Origin of the sequence: Nonomuraea sp. NPDC050691, assembly GCF_040654455.1 — a bacterium.
In the GTDB taxonomy this organism is placed as follows: Bacteria; Actinomycetota; Actinomycetes; order Streptosporangiales; family Streptosporangiaceae; genus Nonomuraea.
In genome coordinates this window covers 19,017-39,343 of the sequence record NZ_JBFAIA010000036.1, presented here as the reverse complement: position 1 = coordinate 39,343, position 20,327 = coordinate 19,017, and the positions used below count along the sequence as shown (strand labels likewise).

At 74.1% G+C, this 20,327-nt stretch carries 8 protein-coding genes and 1 pseudogene; 7 read left to right on the top strand and 2 right to left on the bottom strand.

The genetic code is table 11. From position 1 onward, the window contains the following. Nucleotides 1-139: 139 nt before the first annotated feature. On the top strand, nucleotides 140-1,444 hold the full coding sequence (locus tag AB0H81_RS16635) for a site-2 protease family protein (protein ID WP_358375075.1): 1,305 nt from the start codon (nucleotides 140-142) through the stop codon (nucleotides 1,442-1,444). On the opposite strand, the gene AB0H81_RS16630 is transcribed toward AB0H81_RS16635, so the two are convergent. Both AB0H81_RS16630 and AB0H81_RS16625 read right to left on the bottom strand, forming a co-directional pair. Further along, entirely contained in the window at nucleotides 1,434-2,639 is a 1,206-nt protein-coding gene (locus AB0H81_RS16630; protein WP_358375073.1) for a S8 family serine peptidase, read from the bottom strand. The two genes, AB0H81_RS16635 and AB0H81_RS16630, sit on opposite strands and share 11 nt — an antisense overlap. Continuing rightward, nucleotides 2,636-3,619 carry a hypothetical protein gene (locus AB0H81_RS16625; RefSeq protein WP_358375070.1) on the bottom strand — a complete coding sequence of 328 codons (984 nt, stop codon included), beginning with the start codon at nucleotides 3,617-3,619 and terminating at the stop codon, nucleotides 2,636-2,638. Before AB0H81_RS16625 ends, AB0H81_RS16630 begins: the two co-directional genes overlap by 4 nt. A gap of 227 nt (nucleotides 3,620-3,846) precedes the next feature. Here AB0H81_RS16625 and AB0H81_RS16620 point away from each other — a divergent pair, with 227 nt between their 5' ends. The 6 genes and pseudogenes from AB0H81_RS16620 to AB0H81_RS16595 all read left to right on the top strand — a co-directional run bounded on the left by AB0H81_RS16620 (nucleotide 3,847) and on the right by AB0H81_RS16595 (nucleotide 20,018). Next, nucleotides 3,847-4,722 (top strand): hypothetical protein, encoded by an 876-nt coding sequence (locus AB0H81_RS16620; RefSeq protein ID WP_358375068.1) that lies wholly within the window; start codon nucleotides 3,847-3,849, stop codon nucleotides 4,720-4,722. Between the two features lie 85 nt (nucleotides 4,723-4,807). Beyond that, nucleotides 4,808-5,374 (top strand): annotated as a pseudogene (locus AB0H81_RS16615) (cation:proton antiporter); the annotation flags it as partial. Between the two features lie 40 nt (nucleotides 5,375-5,414). Next, nucleotides 5,415-5,921, top strand: a complete 507-nt coding sequence (locus AB0H81_RS16610) for a cation:proton antiporter (protein WP_358375067.1) — start codon at nucleotides 5,415-5,417, stop codon at nucleotides 5,919-5,921. A 242-nt stretch (nucleotides 5,922-6,163) separates the two neighbouring features. Continuing rightward, a complete protein-coding gene (locus tag AB0H81_RS16605; RefSeq protein ID WP_358375064.1) occupies nucleotides 6,164-10,909 on the top strand; it encodes an amino acid adenylation domain-containing protein in 4,746 nt (1,581 codons plus the stop codon). Next, nucleotides 10,906-19,110, top strand: coding sequence for an amino acid adenylation domain-containing protein (locus AB0H81_RS16600; protein ID WP_358375061.1), 8,205 nt, complete (start codon nucleotides 10,906-10,908; stop codon nucleotides 19,108-19,110). The genes AB0H81_RS16605 and AB0H81_RS16600 overlap by 4 nt, the downstream gene beginning before the upstream one ends. Continuing rightward, entirely contained in the window at nucleotides 19,098-20,018 is a 921-nt protein-coding gene (locus AB0H81_RS16595) for a pyridoxal-phosphate dependent enzyme (RefSeq protein ID WP_358375058.1), read from the top strand. The genes AB0H81_RS16600 and AB0H81_RS16595 overlap by 13 nt, the downstream gene beginning before the upstream one ends. Nucleotides 20,019-20,327: the final 309 nt, after the last annotated feature.

Sequence of the window (20,327 nt, the reverse complement as noted above, 5' to 3'; positions counted from 1 at the left end):
ATACCCCAGGGTGATCGTATGATCGCATACTGTCAACGAAGTCTCTCGGTTCCCCAAAGGGGGCGCAAGCCATTCAGGTGCGGAGAGTTCGACTAGTCTTGGGCTGTCGGGACCTTCCGTTTACCTGGAGAGCGCCTAGATGAACTGGCTGTTCGTGGCCGGGATCGTCATCTTCCTTCTCGGACTGATGGCCTCCATCGCGCTGCACGAGCTGGGACACCTCGTCCCGGCCAAGATCTTCGGCGTGCGGGTGCCCCAGTACATGGTCGGCTTCGGCACGACCGCCTGGTCGATCCGCCGGGGCGAGACCGAGTACGGCATCAAGTGGATCCCGCTGGGCGGCTACATCCGCATGATCGGCATGCTGCCGCCGCGGCCGGGCGACAGCCCGGGCAAGCTGCGGGGCACCTCGACCGGGCCGTTCCAGGGCCTCATCGAGACCGCCCGCGAGGCGTCCATGGAGGAGGTCCGTCCGGGCGACGAGGACCGGGTGTTCTACCGGAAGAAGTGGTGGCAGAAGGTCATCATCATGTCCGGCGGCCCGGCCATGAACTTCGTGCTGTCGTTCATCCTGTTCTCGATCCTGCTCGTCGGCATCGGTACGCCCACCGCGGCCCCGATCGTCTCCCCGAAGACCAACGCCTGCGTCATCCCGGCCAGCGAGAAGCGCGCCGACTGCCGTCCCACCGACCAGCAGACCCCCGCCGCCAAGGCCGGTCTCAAGGCGGGCGACAAGATCGTCTCCCTCGACGGCCAGAAGATCGTCACCTGGGACGACGCCACCCGCCTCATCCGGGGGCACGGCGCCGGCACCGTCGCGCTGGGCATCGTACGCGACGGCAAGCCGATGACGCTGCCCGTCACGCTCATCGCCCAGGACCGGCCGTCGCTGACCGACCCGAAGAAGGTCGAGAAGAACGTCGGCTTCCTCGGCGTGCTGCCCGCCCAGGTGATGGAGAAGCAGAGCTTCGGCATGGTCGTCGGCTACATGGGAGAGCTGACCGGCCGGGTCGCAGGGTCGCTGCTCAACCTGCCGGAGAAGATGGTCGGCGTCTGGCACGCCGCCTTCTCCGGGCAGGAACGCGACCCGGAGGGTCCCGTCGGCGTCGTGGGCGCCGGGCGGCTGGGCGGCGAGATCTTCTCCTCGGACATGACCATCGAGCAGAAGGTCTACGACCTGGTGAACCTGCTGGCCGGGTTCAACCTGGCGATCGGCATGTTCAACCTCATCCCGCTGCTGCCGCTCGACGGCGGCCACATCGCGGGCGGCCTGTGGGAGGGCATCAAGCGGGCCTTCGCCCGGATCACCCGCCGGCCGGAGCCCGCGTACGTGGACATCGCCAAGGTGCTGCCGCTCACCTACACACTGGCCCTGGTGATGATCGTCATGGCCGGGCTGCTCGTCTACGCCGACCTGTTCAACCCGCTCAAGCTCACCGGCTAGCGCGGCCGGCCCGCCTGGCCCGCGGGCGGCGGAACAGGAAGAACGCGCCCACCCCGCACAGCAGGCCGACGCCGACGGCCGCGCCGCCCACCCAGATCAGGCTCTGGTCGATCGGCGGGTGGGCGATGGGCGAGGCGACCGGCCCGTTCCCGAAGTACTCCTTGCCCTTGTACGGCACGGCCGCCGTCTTCGCCGCCGTGGCCGTGGACGCGGCCTTGACCGCCGCCCCCGCGTTCACCAGCCCGAACCCGAGGAACGGGGTGTAGCCGGCCGGCCGCCTGCCGGCCGTCCTCACGAGGATGTCGCGCACCTGCCGGGGCGTCAGCTTCGGGTTGGCCGACAGCATCAGCGCCGCCGTGCCCGCCACCAGCGCGCAGGCCGGCGAGGTGCCGTCGCCCGCGTCGTAGCCGCCGGTGTTGCCGGCGGCGTAGATGTCGACGCCCGGCGCGGCGATCGTGTTGTACGTGTGCACCTGCGAGAAGTCCGCCCGCACGCCGTCCGGCCCCATCGCCGCCACCGCGATCACGCCCGGATAGCCGGCCGGGTACGACATGGTGTTGTTCGCGTCCACCTCCAGCGGATCGGTGGAGCCGCCGTTGCCGGCGCTGGCCAAGAGGATCGCGCCCTTGCCGACGGCGTAGTCCACGGCCGCGGCCGTGTCCTCCTCGTAGCCGCCCCAGCCCCACTCGGCGGTGCCGAGCGACATGGAGACGACCCTGGCCCCGTGGTCGACGGCGTAGCGGATGCCCTTGGCCAGGGCGTTGCCGGCGCGCTCGCTCTCCTTGTCGGCTCCGATCCCCCCGTCCTTGGCCGCCTTCTCCGCCCGCTTGCGCGCCGGGTCCTCGCGGTCCCAGATCACCCGTACGGACAGCACCCGCGAGGCGGGCGCCACGCGCAGCACGCTGGAGGCCATGGACGTGCCGTGCTTGCCCCAGTAGCTCTGGCCGGGACGGGCGCCGCCGCCGATGAAGTCGGGGCCGCCGGTCACTCTGCCCTTGAACTCCGGATGGTTCTTCACCACCCCCGTGTCGAGGACCGCGACCGTGACGCCTTTGCCCCGGGCGAGCCGCTGGGCGTCCGGCACGCGCATGGCCGTCCGCTCCCAGCCGCGCGGCGCATCGGCCACGCCCGGGGCCGCCGCGCCGGCGACGAGCCCCGTGGTCAGGACGGCCGCGGCCGCCACTCTCCTGATCATGCGCCCACCTTCGGGATCTGGTTGCTCAGCCGGGCCGCCAGGTTCTCGGCCAGTCCCTCGGCCGTGGAGGTCCAGGCCGAACGGTCGTCCTTCTGCTCCAGCGGCTGGTTGCCCCAGGGGTCGGGCAGCCTCCCGGGGCGCCTGCCGTCGGCCGGGCCCGCGGTGACCGCCACGAACAGCGGCGTGTAGACGTCGAGCACGGCCTTGCCGGCGTCACCCGTGCGGGCCGCGTCCTTCCACTGCGTGCCGGGGGCCGCGAGGGCGCGCACCACGTGGTCCTGCCGGTCCTGCCCGTCGCGGACGTGGTCGCCCAGGTCCTCCTTGGCGGAGACGTCGCGGAAGGCGACGATCGCGACGGTCGCGGCCGTGCCCCCGGTGTCGTCGAGGTACGTGGCGCGCATGGCCGCCACGCAACCGCGCTGGGCGGCGAGCTTGGCCAGGCCGCCGGACAGGGCCGCGTCGCACGAGGTGCCGGAGGAGACGGCGACCCTGGTCCAGCCCCGCTCGGTGTCCGGGGCGTCGCCCTTCTTCTCCGGGTCCTGCCGGCCGATCGCGCCGGGGAACAGCTTCTCGACCGGGAGGTTGCGCCACAGCTCCATGGAGAACTGCTTGCTGCGGATCTCCTGCTGGCTGTTGCGAACGGCGTGCTGGATGAGCAGGCCGCCGCCGAGTGTGGACAGCAGGCCGAACCCGGCCACGAGCACCCCGGCGATGATCCGTCCCGCCCCGCGCCTGGGCGGCCCGGAGTCCGGCGCCTGCGGCGGCGGCCCGTACGATCCGGGCTCGCCCTGCGGCGGCGGCGCGTACGGTCCCGGTCCGCCCTGCGGCGGCGGCGCGTACGGTCCCGGCGCGCCCGGGGGCCCGTACGGGCCGGAAGCGCCCGGCGGCGGGTACGCCGGCGGCTGGTGTGGGGCGGGATGCCCGCCAGGGGGCTGCGGGGCGGGATACCCCGGCCCCGGACCGGGCGGGGGGTACGTCATCGTCTCTCCAGTCCTGCGTCACATGCGCCCCTCAGGCCACAAGAGGCGCTTTACAGCTTCTTGACCCTATCGGTCACCTGCGACATTCCGGCTGAGGGGCTCCCGGAGCCCGTGACGCCGCCCCCGAAACCGGTACAGGCGCGGGCAAACGCCATGCAACCGCTGCGCAAGCGCTTCCGTGTCTCCTGTGATCGAACAAGTCGTACAGGCGAGTGAGGATGACGCAGATGGCACTCAAGGGAAAGCTGCTCCCGCTCGGGGCGGCGGTCGTGGTGATCGGGCTCGTCCTGCTGGGGGCCGGGGTCGTGGGGATGATGATGTGGCCCATGCCCGGATGGTCCGGCATGGCCTTCTCCGTCGGCATGACGGTGACGATCCCCGGCGCCTTCCTGGTCGTGTTCGGCATGATCAACCGCTCGATGGGCGCGGCCATGTCGTCCATGGACGGCGCTCTCCGGCCGGCCGGCTCGGGCGGCATGTTCGGCCTGATCAAGGACCTGGCCGGGGGAAACCGTGACCTCCTGCTCAACGGGGTGCCGGCGAGCGCCGTGGTCCTGTCCATGCGCGACACGGGTGTGACGGTCAACGACCTGCCCATGGCCGTGTTCGAACTGGAGATCCACCAGCCCGGCTCGATGCCGTACCGCGTCGCGCACCGTGAGCCGATCCCGCGCCTGCTCGTGGGCGCCGTCCTGCCCGGCTCCCAGCTCGCCGTCCGCGTCGACCCGAACGACGCCGGCCGCCTGGCCGTCGACTGGTCCCAGGCCACGGGCCGGACCTCCCGGCCGGCGGCGGCCGGTCAGCAGGTGTCGGCCGCCGACATCCTGGCCCGTGGTGTGCCCGCCACCGTCACCATCCTCGGGACGTTCTCGATGAACGGCATGACCACCGACGACGGCGACCCGGTCGTGGGCTTCGACCTCGAGGTGACCGGGCCGTACCGGCCGTACGAGGTGCGCCTGGCCCACCGGGTCCCCCGGCCCCACCTGACCCGCCTCGTCCCGGGCACCCGGCTCCCCGCCAAGATCGCCCCCGAGGACCCCCAGAAGGTCGCCATCGACTGGGAGGCGGACAGCCCCGTCGGCGAGCCGCAGGCCTTCTGAACCGAGGCCACGGGGGAGGGGCCGGGGCCGGGTACACCTCCGGGGAGGACGGCCGGGCCTCACAGCCGGGAGGGGGTGACCGGGCATGACGGCGCTTCTGGTCACCGCTGTGGCGATCTACCTGTGGGGTGTCGTGTCGGGGCGCCTCCAGCGCGCGGACCTCACCGCGCCGATCGTCTTCGTCGCCGTCGGCTGGCTGGTCGCCGAGGCAGGCCTGGTCACCCCACCGTCCGTGACCGCGCGAACGCTGAAGCCCCTGGTCGAGATCACCCTGGTGTGGGTGCTGTTCTCCGACGCCGCGGGAGTCCCGCTCAGCCAGGTGCGCCGCGACCTCGGCCGGTACGTGCGCCTGCTGGCCGTCGGGCTGCCCCTCACCGTCCTGGCCGGATGGGCGCTGGCGGACTGGCTCTTCCCGGCCCTCGGTATCTGGCTCGCCCTCCTGGTGGGGGCCGCGCTCGCGCCGACCGACGTCGCTCTGGGGCTTCCGGTGGTCACCAACCCCGCGGTGCCGGTGGACGTCCGGCGGCTGATCACCGTCGAGAGCGGCCTGAACGACGGCGTCGTCACGCCCGTGGTCATCCTGGCGATCGCCGGCGCCGCCTCGGCGGAAGGACTCGCCGGCGCGCACGGCTGGGCGGCGCTCGCCGAGCTCGGCATCGGTGTGCTGGTGGGCGCCGGTACCGGTCTGGCCGGTGGCGGGCTGCTGCGGTGGGCGCGCCTTCGGCGCGGCGGCCGGTCCGCGCGGCCCCGCCGAACTGGTGTTCCTGGAGCTGGCCGGCGGCCTGGTGTCGCTGCTCGTCTGGCTCGCGTTCGGCGCGATCGCCGTCCCGATCGTGGCCGGCCGGGTCCATCTCGCCGTCGTGGCGTACGCGATCCTGAGCCTCACCCTGTTGCGGCTGGCTCCTGTCGCGCTTGCCTGCGCCGGCGCGGGGCTCGACCGCGCGACGGTGCTGTTCGTCGGCTGGTTCGGACCCCGGGGGCTCGCCTCGCTGGTCTTCGCCCTGCTCGCGGTCGAGGAGCTCGGGGCCGCCGCGGGCGACGCCGCCGCCGTCATCGGCCTGACCGTGCTCATGAGCGTCCTGCTGCACGGCCTCAGTGCGAGGCCCCTGGCTCCCGGTATGTCCGGGCTGTCACGCGGACCGGCGACGGCCATGACCGCAAAGGCTGACGAACTGTCTGGTACACCATTAATCATTTGAAACGCCGCACAAGCCAATTACCCTCCCTTTTGTCGATGTGTGTCGATCATCGCCTCAAGCTCCTTCCAAGTCAGCGGCAAGTGGTGTCACGGATGCTGGGGGACGGTCCTGATCATATGGGGGCACAGGGGACCACATGGCCGTATTCCCGCGTCGACCGAGCCTCCACGCAAATTGCGGTTGATTAGGCAATTCACCCGAATGTGCAGTCAAACGCAAACAGAACGTGCGGAGAGAGAACGATGACCATTGACGTGAGATGCGTCCACGAGGCCATAGAGGCGCAGAGCCGGAGAACTCCCGATCGCGTCGCCGTCGTGGCGGGCACGACCCGGCTGAGCTACGCGGACCTCGACCGCAGGGCCAACGGCGTCGCACGCGCCCTGACCGGACGGGGCGTCGGACGCGGCGACCTGGTCGGGGTCTGCCTGGAGCGCGACGACTGGCTGATCCCGGCGCTGATCGGGGTGTGGAAGGCGGGGGCGGCCTATGTGCCGCTGGACCCCGAGTACCCGGCCGAGCGGTTACGGTTCATGGCCGAGGACGCCGCCGTGAGCGCGGTGCTCACCTCGGCCGCGCTGCGCCGGACCGCCACGCTGACCGGGGCCGAGACCGTCCTGGTCGACGACGTGGTGCCGGGCGGCACAGCGCCTGACGTGGCGGGTGATCCCGGCGACGCGGCGTACGTCATCTACACCTCCGGCTCCACCGGAAGGCCCAAGGGCGTGGTGGTGGAGCACCGCAACACCCTGAACCTGGTGCGCTGGGAGGCGTCGGCGTACACCGCCGAGGAGCTGAGCGGCATGCTGGCCGGCTCCTCGATCTGCTTCGACGCGTCCATAACGCAGATCTTCGTGCCGCTGGTCGCAGGCGGGACGGTGATCCTCGCCGACAACGTGCTGGCGCTGCCGGCCCTGCCCGCCCGCGACGAGGTGGTCACGGTCTACGGGGTTCCGTCCGCGCTGTCGGTGCTGCTGCGCGAGCCGCTGCCGAGCGGGGTGCGCGCGGTGTTCTCCGGCGGTGAGCCGCTGACCGCGGCGCTGGTGCGGCAGATGTACGCCAACCCGGGGGTGCGCCGCGTGCTGAACCTGTACGGACCGACGGAGTGCACCACCGCCTGCGCCGCCGTCGAGGTGGGCCGGGACGAGGCGGGCGAGCCGCCCCTGGGGGAGCCCATGGCCGGCGCCGTGCTCTCGGTGCGCGACGCCGACGGCGCTCCCGTCCCGGACGGAGAGCTGGGCGAGCTGTGGATCGGCGGCCCGGGGGTGACCCGCGGCTATCTGGGGCACGAGTCGCCCGCGTTCCGTACCGAACCGGACGGCAGCCGGGTCTACCGGAGCGGGGACCTGGTCCGCCGGGTGGGCGGCGTACTGCGTTTCGCCGGCCGGGCCGACGACCAGGTCAAGATCCGTGGCTACCGGGTGGAGCTGGGCGAGGTGGAGGCCGCGCTGGGCCGGCATCCCGCGATACGCCGCGCCGTCGTGCTGGCGGCCACCGGCGACGACGGGATCGCCTGTCTGGTCGGCCACGTGGCCGCCGACGGGGTGAGCGAGCCGGAGCTGCGGGACTGGCTGCGCGCCCGGTTGCCCGAGCACCTGGTGCCGACGCGGATCGGGGTGGCGCAGAACCTTCCCGTGGGCCCCACCGGCAAGGTGGACCGCGCGGCCCTGCCCAGGCTCGCCGCCGCCCGGCCGGCCGGCGCGGCGCCGGTCGCGCCCCGGACCGGCGACGAGCGCCTGGTGGCCGAGGTGATCGCCGGCGTGCTCGGCCTCGCGGAGGTGGGCGTGCACGATCGATTCACCGACCTGGGCGGGCACTCCCTGGCCGCGGCCAGGGTGGTGACGGAGCTGTCCCACAGGCTGGGGCGCACCGTGCCCCTGGCGGCGTTCCTGACCGAACCCACCGCGGCCGGGCTGGCGGCCCGGCTGCACCAAAGGGGATCGGGGCCGCTGAGGCCGGGGGGCCGGGCCCGGCATCCCCTCACGGGCATGCAGCGCGAGTTCTGGACCCTGCGGCAGCTCCATCCGCACAGCCCGGTCACCACGGTGACGGTCCGGCTGCGCGTGAGCGGCCTGCGCGAGGCCGGACCGCTGAGGTCGGCACTGGACGCGGTCGTCCGCCGGCACGAGGTGCTGCGCAGCACGGTCGCCGTCGGCGAGGACGGTGTGCCGTATGCCGTGGTGCACCCGCCGGCGGTCGTCCCCCTGGCCGAGCACGCGGTGGGGGCGGACCCGGAGAAGGTGGCCAGAGCCGCGGGGGAGCACCTTTTCGACGTGGCGAGTGAGGTGCCGCTGCTCCGGGCCGACCTGTGCCGGCTCGGCGACGCCGAGGCCGAGCTGGTGATCGCCGTGGATCACCTCGCCTTCGACGGCGGCTCGGTCGGGGTGCTGCTGGGCGAGCTCGCCGCCGAGCTGGCCGGCGAGCCCGTCCCCGGACCGGCGGTCCAGGTCGGCGACGTGGCCGTGCAGGAGCAGGAGCAGCGGGACGAGACGGAGCTCGCGCGGCTGCGGGAGTTCTGGCGGTCGGAGCTGGCCGGCGCGCCGGTGGCCCGCCCGGCGCCCGCCGACCTGACCGCGGGCCGGGTGATCCGGCCGCTCAGTGAGGAGTTCGTGACAGGCGTGACCGCCCTGGCCCGGGACTGCGGCGCCACTCCGTTCGCGGTGTACCTGGCCGGCCTCGCCCTGGCCGGCGGCGAGCCCGACACGCTGGTCGGCGTGGTCGCGGCGCGCCGCGCCCGGCCGGAGCTGAGCGGGGTCATCGGCCCGCTGGTGGACACGGTGCCGGTGCGACTGCGGCCGACCGGCGGGCTGACCTTCCGCGACCTGGTCCGGCAGGCCGCCGGCGCCACCACCCGGGCCCTGGTCCACCAGGAGATCCCGCCCGCGGACCTGCCCCGCACCCCGGTGCTGCTGGCCATGCAGCACAGCGAGGTGCCGGTGCGCGTGGGAGACCTGGAACTGCTCACCGAACTCGGCTCGGGCGCCACGGTCCACGAGCTCAGCGTGCTCGTCAACCGGACCGCGTCCGGCGGCGAACTGCAGCTGGAGTACGGCACCGCCCTCCTCGGCCCGGAACAGGCCGAGGCGTACCTGGACCGGCTGATGGGGGTGCTGCGGAGCGCCGTGGCCGGCCCGGACCGGGAGGTGCGGGCGTTCGAGCTGGTCACCCCGCGAGAGCGCGCCGCCCTGCTGGCCCTCGCGGCCGGACCGCGGCTGCCCGAGGACCTGCCGACCGTGCCGCGGGCGGTGGCCGTCCACACCGGCGGGACCGCCGTGGTCGGCCCGGACGGCACGTCGCTGGACTACGCCGAGCTGGACGACTGGTCCTCCCGGGCCGCGGCGGCGCTGGTCGGGCAAGGGGCGGCGCGGGGCGACGTCGTCGCGGTCTGCCTGCCACGGGATCACCTGCTGCCGGCGGCGCTGCTGGCGGTTTGGCGGGCCGGCGCCGCGTACCTGCCGCTGGATCCGGAGGACCCGCCCGAGCGGCTGCGCCGGCTGGCCGAGGACGCCGGGGCGCGCCTGGCGCTCACCCGGGGTGGCCTGACCATCCCGGGGGTCGCGACCCTCGACCTGAACGACCTGAACGACCTGAACGACCTGAACGACCTGGACGGGCTGGACGGGCTGGACGGGCTGCGGACCGGCGCGCGCGCGGAGCTGCCGGAGGTGCGGCCCGAGGACCTGGCGTACGTGATGTACACCTCCGGCTCCACCGGCCGGCCCAAGGGCGTGGAGGTCTCCCACGGCAACCTGGCGTGCTACGTGGCCGGGCTGGTGTCCGAGCTGGCGCTGGGCCCCCGCGACGTGCAGCCGGTCGTGGCCCCCCTGACCTTCGACACCTCCGCCTCCGAGCTCTGGAGCATCCTGAGCGCCGGCGGCACCTGTGTGATGGTGGACCGGGCCACGGCCGTGGACGGGCACGCGCTGGCCGAGCGGATCGCGACCAGCAACGCCACGGTGGTCGACCTGGTGCCCACCACGTACCGGATGCTGCTGGCCGCGGGCTGGGCCGGCCACCCGGAACTGCTCGCCATCAGCGGCGGTGAGCCGCTCGACGCGGCCCTGGCCGGGCAGATCCTGCCCCGCGTCCGCGAGCTGTGGAACACCTACGGCCCCACCGAGGCCACGGTGGCCTCCGTTCAGCACCGGCTGCGCGCGTACGAACCGGACCCGGTGCCGATCGGGCTGCCGATGCCGGGCGAACGGGCCTACGTGGTCGACGCCGAGCTCCGCCTGGTGCCGCCGGGCGCGGTCGGCGAGCTGCTGCTGGGCGGCGCCGGCGTGTCCCGGGGCTACCGGGGCCGGCCCGACCTGACCTCGGCCACCTTCGTCGACGATCCGTTCGTCCCAGGCGGCCGGTGCTACCGGACCGGGGACCTCGTGCGGTGGCGGCCGGACGGGACGCTGGAGTTCCACGGCCGTCGCGACCACCAGGTGAAGGTCCGCGGATACCGGATCGAGCTGGGCGAGATCGAGGCGGTGCTGCGTGAGGTGGCCGACGGGGTGGTGACCGTGGCCGGGTCCGGCGCGCAGGCGCACCTGGTCGGCCACGTCGCGCCGGAGACGGCCGACGTGGCCGCGATCGAAGGACACGTCAGGTCGCGGCTGCCCAGCCACATGGTCCCCCGGCGCTGGATCGCGCTGCCGGCCCTGCCCACCCTGCCGAACGGCAAGGTGGACCGCTCGGCGCTGCCCGAGCCGGCCGACGTCCCGGAGGCCGAGCGGGTCGCGCCCGCCACCGAGCCGGAGCGCCTGGTGGCCACCGTCTGGGCCGCGGTGCTGGAGCGGCCGGCCGTCTGGGCCGACGACGACTTCTTCGCCCTGGGCGGGCACTCCTTCGCGGCGACCCGCGTGACCGGGCGGCTCAGGGAGACGCTCGGGCTGGAGGTCCCGGTGCGATTGCTGTTCGAGCGGCCGGTGCTCTCCGACTTCGCCGCCGGACTCGAAGAACTGCTGGTGGCCGAGCTGATGGGCGGAAACGACGCATGACCGATGTCACTGAGGACCGGATCGCCGAGCTCGTCCGGTCCCGCTTCGCCGCGGCCCGAGCCGCCGCCGAGGCCCCCGGCCCCGCCGGGATCCCGGCGCTGTCCGCGCGGGACATGCCGCTGTCCCCGGCCCAGGAGCGGCTGTGGTTCCTGGCCCAGATGGAGCCGGACACCCCGGCGTACAACGTGCCGCTCGCGCTGCGGCTGAGCGGACCGGTCGACGTCGCCGCCCTCACCGCCGCGGTGGCGGCGCTGGCCGAGCGGCACTGGATCCTGCGCGGCGTGATCGACGGGGAGAGGATACGGCCGGTCGACGGCGTGCCCGTCCACGTGGCCGACGTGGACCCGGCGGCGCTGACGCGGGAGCTGGCCGATCACGCCTGGCGGCCGTTCCGGCTGGACGCGGAGCCGCCCATGCGGGCCACGCTGTTCCGGCTCGGCGGCGACGAGTACGTCCTCGCGCTGACCCTGCACCACATCGCCACCGACGCCTGGTCGGAACGGCTGCTGCTCCAGGATCTCTCGGCCCTGTACGCCGCCCGCCTCGGCCTGGCGCCCCAGCCGGAGCCTCCGGCCCTGCAGTACGCCGACGCGGCCGCATGGGAGGCCGAGCAGCCCGAGACCGATCTGGACTGGTGGACGCGGCGGCTGGCCGGTCTGCCGCCGGTGCTGGACCTGCCCGTCGCCCGGCCCCGCCCGCCCGTCCCCACCTGGCGGGGGGCGGCGATCGGCGTCGAGGTGCCCGGGGCGCTGTCCGCCAAGGTCCGCGCGGTGGCGGGCGCGACGCCGTTCATGGTGTTCCTGGCCGGTCTGCAGGCGCTGTTGAGCCGCCTGTCCGGTTGCGACGACATCGCCGTCGGCGTGCCGCATGCCGGTCGGCACCATCCGGACGCCGAACAGGTGGTGGGCTGTTTCATCAACACCCTGGTGGTGCGCGGGGACACCTCCGGCGACCCCACCGGCGCCGAACTGCTGACCCGGGCCCGTGCGGCCGCGCTGGACGCGTTCTCCCACGCCCGCACGCCGTTCGAGCGGATCGTGGAGCGGCTGCAACCCGAGCGGAACCTCTCGGTCACCCCGCTGTTCCAGGTGATGCTGAACGTGTACGACACCGGCGCGCCGGTGGACCTGCCCGGGATCGAGGTCCGGACAGAACCGCTGCCCTCGCCGACGGCCAAGTACGACCTGAACCTGGAGCTCGGTGACGACGGCACCCGGTTCGCCGGCGAGCTGCGCTACCGGGCCGACCTCCTGGACGAGGCCACCGCCCGGCACCTGGTGGACTGGTACCTGGCGCTGCTGGACGGGATGCTCACCGATCCGGAAGCGCCGGTGCGGCTGCCCGCCGGCCCCGACCTGCACGGCCCCGCCCGCGATCTGCCGGCGGACGTGCCGCTGCACGTGCTGGTCGAGCGGGCGAGCGACACCCACCCCGACGCGATCGCGGTCGGCACCCTCGGTTACGCGGAGCTCGACCGCCGGGCCAACCAGGTGGCGCACTGGCTGCTCGCCCGCGGCGTACGGCGGCAGGAGCCGGTCGGAGTGCTGCTGGAGCGGCGGCCGGAGCTGGTGGCCGCCATGCTCGGGGTGCTCAAGGCGGGCGCGGCCTACCTGCCGCTGGACCCCGTCCATCCGGCGGGGCGGACCGAGGCGATCCTCGCCGACGCCGGGGCGCGCATCGTGCTCACCGAGGCGGAGATCGCCGCCGCCGCGGGCGAGCCCGAAGAGCGCCCGGACGTCGCCGTGCGGCCGGAACACCTGGCGTACGTGATCTACACCTCCGGCTCCACCGGACAGCCCAAGGGGGTGGCCGTCGAACACCGGCAGATCACCCACTATCTGGGCGCGGTGGCCGAGCGCGTCCCCGCGGGGATCACCTCCTACGCCCTGGTGTCCACCGCCGCCGCCGACCTGGGGCTGACCAACGTGCTGTGTGCGCTGACCTCGGGCGCCAGGCTGCACCTGATCGACCATGAGACGGCCACCGACCCGGCCGCGTACGCCGCCTTCCTGGCCGCGCATCCGGTGGACGCGGTCAAGATGGTGCCGAGCCAGCTCGAACTGCTGGGCATGGCCGCGCTGCCCGGGAAACTCCTGATCCTGGCCGGTGAGGCCGTCCCGGCGGACCTGCTGGAGCGTATCCGGGCGGCGCGGCCGGACCTGGAGGTGCAGATCCACTACGGGCCCACCGAGACCACGGTGTCGGTGCTCGCCTGCGACGCCGGCGATGCCTACGACGCCGGCGAGGCGCTCACCGGTGGGGCGCCGCTGGGCCGGCCGCTGGCCGACGTGGTGTGCCGGGTGGTGGACGCCGCCGGGAGGCCGCTGCCGAACGGCGTGGCCGGCGAGCTGTGGATCGGCGGGCCCAGCCTGGCCCGCGGCTATCTGGGCCGGCCCGACCTCACCGCGCAGCGGTTCGCCGACGGCTGGTACCGCACCGGGGACCGGGTCCGGGTGAACCGGGCAGGGCTGGTGGAGTTCCTGGGGCGGATCGACGACCAGGTGAAGGTGCGCGGCTTCCGGGTGGAGCTCGGCGAGGTCACCGCGGCGCTGCGGGCCCTTCCGCAGGTGGCGGAGGCTTTCGTGCAGCCGGTGGGGGAGGGGGCGCGGCGGCGCCTGGCCGCCTGGGTGACGCCGTCCATGGTGGACGCGGCGCAGGTCCGCGCGGCACTGCGCGAGCGGCTTCCCGACTACATGGTGCCGGCCGCGATCGGCACGCTCGACGCCCTGCCGCTCACCCCGAACGGCAAGGTGGACCGGGCGGCGCTGCCCGTCCCCGAGGCCGGCCCGGCGGTGCGGGTGCCGCTGGGAACCCCGCAGGAGCACCTGGTCGCCGAGATCTGGGCCGAGGTGCTCGACCTGCCGCGCGTGTGGGCCGACGACGACTTCTTCGTCCTGGGCGGGCATTCCTTCGCCGCGACCCGGGTGGCCGGCCGGCTGCGGGAACGGCTGGGCGCGCCGGTCCCGGTACGGCTGCTGTTCGAGCATCCGGTGCTCGCCGAGCTGGCCGCAGCCCTCCCCCGCCCCGTCGCGCCGGAGCGGGCGCGGCGCGGGCGCGCGGGCGGGCCGGTCACGCTGTCCGGGGTGCAGGCCAGGTTGTGGTTCCTGGCACAGCTCGAACCGGGGAGCACGGCGTACAACGTGCCGATCGCGCTGCGGCTGCGCGGGCCGCTCGATGCGCCGGCGTTGCTGGGCGCGGTACGCGACCTGGCCGAGCGGCACCACGTGCTGCGCAGCGTCGTCGACGACTCCGGCGCCGAGCCGGTCATGGTGACGAGGGACGCCGATCAGGTGCCCGTGTCCACCGCGCGCATCGGCCGGGCGGAGGTCGAGGACGCCCTGGCCGCGCACCTGGCCACACCGTTCGCGCTGGACCGCGAGCCGCCGATGAGGGCGGTGCTGCTCGTCGTCGACGAGACCGAGCACGTGCTCTCGCTCACCTTCCACCACATCGCCACCGACGCCTGGACCCGTGGACTGCTGCTGTCGGAGCTGTCCGCGCTGTACGCCGCCCGGCTCGGGCTGCGCCCGCCGCCGGAGCCGCCACCGGCCCAGTACGCCGACGTGTCCCCGGTCCCCGAGCCGGTCGACCTGGAGTGGTGGGCCGAGCACCTGAACGGCCTGCCACCGGTGCTCGACCTGCCCACTGACCGGCCCCGGCCCGCGGTGGCCGACCCGGGCGGCGCGTCGGTGGAGCTGGAGCTGCCGGCGGAGCTCAGCGAGCGGGTCAGGGCGGCGGCCGCCGCCTACCGGGCCACGCCGTTCATCGTGCTGCTGGCCGCCCTGCAGGCCCTGCTGGGCCGGCTTTCGGCCGGAGCCGACATCGCGGTCGGCGTGCCGGTCTCCGGCCGGGACCACCCCGACACCGAAGGCGTGGTGGGGTGCTTCCTCAACACCGTGGTGGTGCGGACCGACGTGGGCGGCGAGCCGACCGGGCGCGACCTGCTGGCCCGGGTCCGGGAGTCGGCGCTGGGCGCGCTCGCCCACGCGGGCACGCCGTTCGACCGCGTGGTGGACCGCCTGCGGCCGGAGCGGAACCTGGCCGCGACCCCGCTGTTCCAGGTGATGCTGAACTACGTCCCGGACGCGGGCCGGCCGGAGCTGCCCGGCCTGGACGTGGCCGAGATCCACCTGCCGGAGGACACGACGAAGTTCGACCTGAACTGGCACATGATCGACAGCGGCCCCGGCATGCCGCTCCACGGCGGGCTCGGCTACCGCACCGACCTGTTCGAGCAGGCCACCGCGGCCAGACTCACCCGCTGGTACACGACTCTGCTCGACGGCATGCTGGCCGATCTGGACGCGCCCGTGGGCGCGGTGCCGCTGGAGCCGGTGACCGGCCCGGTCGTGACCGGCGAGCACCTGCCGCCCGCGGCGGGCACCGCGGTGCACCACCTGATCGAGCGCTGGGTGGACGCCGCCCCGGACGCGCCCGCCGTGGTGGGCGCGGACCGCGGCCTGACCTACGCCGAACTGGAGACGGCCGCCAACCGGATCGCCCACTGGCTGCTGGCCGCCGGCGTGAGCGCCGACGAACCGGTCGGCGTCCTCCTGGAACCGGGCGCCGGCCTGGCCTGCGCCCTGTTCGGGATCCAGAAGTCCGGCGGCGGCTACCTGCCGATGGACCCGGCCTATCCGGCCGCGCGCATCACCGCGATGCTCGACGCCGCCGGCGTGCGGGCCGTGGTCACCACGACCGAGTTCGCCGACCGGATCGGACCTGACCGCCGCGTCCTGGAGCTGGACCGGCTCCCGTCCCTGCCGGAGACCCGTCCGCGGGTCGACGTGCGGCCCGAACACCTACACCACGTGATCTTCACCTCCGGCTCCACCGGCACGCCCAAGGCCGTGGCCGCCGAGCACCGCGGCGTCCTGAGCTACCTGGACGGCATGCTGCCGCGGGTGGACGTGCCCGGCGGGTCGTACGCCGTGGTGTCCACGCCCGCCGCCGACTTCGGCCTCACCTGCGTCTTCGGCGCCCTGACCACAGGCGGCACGGTCCACCTGGTGCCGCGCGAGACCGCGATGGACCCCGCCGCCTTCGCCGGCTACCTGAACACCCACCACGTCGACGTGGTCAAATGCGTCCCCAGCCACCTGGAGCTTCTGGCCTCCGGCGGCGACCTCGCCGCCGTGCTGCCGGGCGAGCTGCTGATCCTGGCCGGCGAGGCATGCCCGTGGGACCTGGTCGAACGCGCCCGGGCCGCGCGGCCCGGACTACGCATCCAGAGCCACTACGGCCACACCGAATCCACCATGATCTGCCTGGTCTGCGACACCGAACAGATCCCCGCCCAGGACCGGACCGGGATCGTGCCCCTGGGCCGGCCGCTGCCCGGCGTGTACGGGCACCTGGTGGACGCGAGCCTGCGGCCGGTCCCGCCCGGCGTTCCCGGCGAACTCGTCGTCGGCGGCCCCGGCGTCACCCGCGGCTACATCGGCCTGCCCGAGCTGACCGCCGAACGGTTCGTGCCCGACCCGCTGACCGGACAAGGCCGCTGCTACCGCAGCGGCGACCTGCTCCGGATCACGGCCGACGGCCAGATCGAGTTCCGCGGCCGGGTCGACGACCAGGTCAAGGTACGCGGCTACCGCGTCGAACCGGGCGAGGTCACCACCGCCCTGCGCGCCCTGCCCCAGGTCGCCGAGGCCGTGGTGCTGCCGGTGGGCGAAGGGAAGGCCAGGCAGCTCGCCGCCTGGGTGACACCGTCCACCGTGGACACGCCGGCGGTCCGGGCCGCGCTGCGGGAGCGGCTGCCCGACTACATGGTGCCGGCGCACATCGTCGCCCTCGACCGGCTCCCGCTCAACCCCAACGGGAAGATCGACCGGGCCGCCCTGCCCGAGCCGAAGGCGGAGGTCTCCGCGTTCGTGCCGCCGGCCACGGCGAGCGAGGAACTCGTCGCCCGGGCCTGGGCGCAGGTCCTCGGCGTGGAGCGGGTGGGGGCGGGCGACGACTTCTTCGCCCTGGGCGGCGACTCCTTCGCCGCGGTGCGCGCGGTCAAGGAGATCGGTCGCGGCCTGCGGGTGATCGACCTGTTCACCCGGCCCACCGTGAGCGAGCTGGCCGCGTTCCTGGACCGCTCTTCGGCGGACGACCGGGGGAACGGCGGGCTGCTGCATCGCCTGGGCGGCGGCCGTACCAGCGAGTTCACCCTGGTGTGCGTCCCGTACGGCGGCGGCTCGGCGGCGGTGTACCAGCCGCTGGCCCGGGCGCTCGGCGACCGGGCCGAGGTGCTCTCGGTCGAGCTGCCCGGCCACGACCCGGCCCAGCCGGACGAGACGCCGCTGCCGCTGGAGGAACTGGTGGAGGTGCTGGCCGCGGAGGTGGCCGCCACCGCGTCCGGGAAGATCGTGATCTACGGTCACTGCGTGGGCTCCGCGCCCGCGGTGGCCCTGGCCCGCAGGCTGGAGGCCGACGGCGTCCCCGTCCTGGGCGTGATCGCGGCCGGCAGCTTCCCCTCCGCCCCTCTGCCCGGCCTGGCCCGGCGGATCTTCCGCGGTGACCGCTGGGTCTCCGACCGGATGTTCCGGGACGCGCTGCGGGCCTCCGGCGGTCTGCTCGACGACATGGACGAGGCCGCCAAGCGGACCGCGGTGCGCGCCATGCGTCACGACGCCGACCAGGCGCAGGAGTGGTTCAGCCGCGAACTGGCGGGCGAAGGACCGCTCCTGCGCGCCCCGATCCTGTGCGTGGTGGGCGAACGGGACCGGGCCACCCAGTTGCACGAGGAACGGTACGCCGAGTGGGCGGCCTTCGGGCCGAGGGTCGAGCGGGCCGTGCTGCCCCGCGCCGGCCACTACTTCCTGCGTCACCAGGCCGAGCCGCTGGCCGCCCTGGTGATCGAGCACCTGAGACGCTGGGCGTCCGGACGCTTACCCGACCCGGTGCGCCCACCCGGCCGGACCGGCCTGCGGCCCTTCTACACCGTCGCGGGCGGACAGATCATCTCGGCCATGGGCACGGCGCTGAGCTCGTTCGCCCTGGGCATCTGGGCCTACCAGCGCAGCGGCGACATCCTGGACCTGGGCCTGGTCACGATGCTGAGCCAGATCCCGGCCGTCCTGCTCACCCCGCTGGGAGGCGCGCTGGCCGACCGGGTGGACCGGCGGCGCATCATGCTCGCCTGCGACGCGCTCTCCGGCCTCGCCATGGCGGCGCTGGTCCTCCTGCTGGCCACCGACCGGCTGGCGCTGTGGAACGCGTGCCTCATCGTCGGCGTCACCTCGATCGTCACCGCGTTCCAGCAGCCCGCCTACCTGGCCGCGATCGCGCAACTGGTGCCCAAGCCGTACCTGCCGCAGGCCAACGCCCTGGCCAACCTCGGCTTCGGAGCCGGCAACGTCGTGGCCCCGCTCGCCGGCGGCGCGTTGATCGGCATGTTCGGGCTGTCCGCGGTGGTCGCCGTCGACGTGGCCACGTTCGCGGTCGGAGTGGTGACCCTGCTGGCGGTCAGGTTCCCCGACCGCCTGTTCCACCGCCGGGAGGAGACGTTCCAGGAGGCTCTGAGCGGCGGCTGGCGGTTCATCCGGCGGCGCCGGCCGCTGCTGGTGATGGCGGTCTACTTCGCGGTGGTCAACTTCTGCACCGCGCTGATGTGGGTGCTCGTCACCCCGGTCGTGCTGGCCATCGGCTCCTCGGCGGACCTGGGCGCGGTGACCGCGGCCGGGGGGCTCGGCGCCGCCGTGGGCACCGCGGTGATCCTGGTGTGGGGCGGCAGCAGGCGCCGGGCCACCGGAATGGTCGGCTTCGTGGTCGGCTCGGGGATCGGCGTGGTCCTGATGGGCGTATGGCCGGCGGTATGGCTGGTCGCGGCCGGCCTGTTCGTCCGGCTGGCCTGCATGAGCATCGGCAACGCCCACTGGCTGTCGATCATCCAGGTCAAGGTGGGGCCGGAGCTGCAGGGCCGGGTGCTGGCCGTCAACGTCATGCTGGCCACGGCCATGCAGCCGCTGGGCTTCCTGGCGGCCGGCCCGCTGGCCGACTGGGCCGGCCGGCACGTCTCCCGCCCGGGCGGAGGCGCCGCGCTGGTGCTGCTGGCCAGCGGTGTCCTGCTCGTGCTCTGGGGCCTGGCCGGGCTGCGCTACCGCACCCTGCACCACCTGGAGGACCTGGTTCCCGACGCCGCGCCGCCGGCCGAGGCCGAGGCCGACCTGAACGCCGTCCAGGAGAGGGTGCTGGTCGGATGTGCCTGGTGAAAGCGGCCGACGTGAGCGCCGCGACCGCCCGCATCGCGCCGTTCGTCCGGCGCACTCCGCTGCTGCCGCTGCCCGGCGAACGGCTCCTGCTCAAACCCGAGAACCGGCAGCCCACCCGCTCGTTCAAGGTGCGGGGGGCGGTGAACGCCCTGGGACGGCTGGCCGAGGAGGGAGTCCGGCACGTCGTCGCCCAGTCCTCCGGGAACCACGCCCAGGCCATCGCCTACGCCGCCGCGACGTACGGCCTGCGGGCGACCGTGGTGCTGCCCGACACCGCGCCGGAGCTGAAGGTGACGGCCGCCCGCAGGCTGGGCGCCGAGGTGGTCATCGCGCCGCCCGCCCTGCGGGAGGTCACCTGCCTGGCCCTGGCGGACCGGCTCGGGGCCACGGTGGTCGGCTCCGACGACTTCGACGTCATCGCCGGGCACGGCAGCGCCGGCGCGGAGATCTGCCGGGACCTGCCGGAGGCGGGCACCATCCTGGTCCCGGTCTGCAACGGCGGCCTGCTGGCCGGAGTGGCGGTCGCGGCCAAGGAGACCGATCCGGCGATCACAGTGATCGGCGTCGAGCCCGAGCTGGCCGCGGACGGCGCGGCCAGCTTCCGCTCCGGCACGCGTACGGCGTGGCCGGTGGAGCAGACCTACCGCACCCGGGCCGACGGCCTGCGCGCTCCGACCCTGGGCGCCCTGGCCTGGGAGCACATCCGCCGGTACGTGGACGACATGGTGACCGTGAGCGAGGACAGCATCGGCGCCGCCGCCGGCGTGTTGTGGGGGAAGCTCGGGGAACACGCCGAGCCCAGCGGCGCGGTGGCCACCGCGGCCTACCTCACGCACCACACCGAGCTGCCGGCCGGGCCTGTGGTGGCCGTCATCTCCGGAGGCAACGCGGCGGCCCGCCAGGAGTGACCTGCCTGCCCCCCGGCCGGAGCGGCGGGCCGGACGGCAGGGCACGGCCGCTTGGCCGCTCTTTGGAGAGGGCGACTATGTTGACCGTATGGCGTCTGACTTCGAGGCGCGGTCGCGAGCGGTCTCGTCGCGCGTGCCCCGGCTGCGGCCGGCAGTGCCGGCCGCGCGGTTCGATCATGCGCACGCCGGCGACGACACGGTACGAGTCGCGGGTGAGGGACAACCACCCCCATGTCGTGTGCCGCCGTGCGGTGCCATCGCGGACGTCGACTAGACGCATTGCCCAGTGATCCGGCAGTTCGGAGGAAG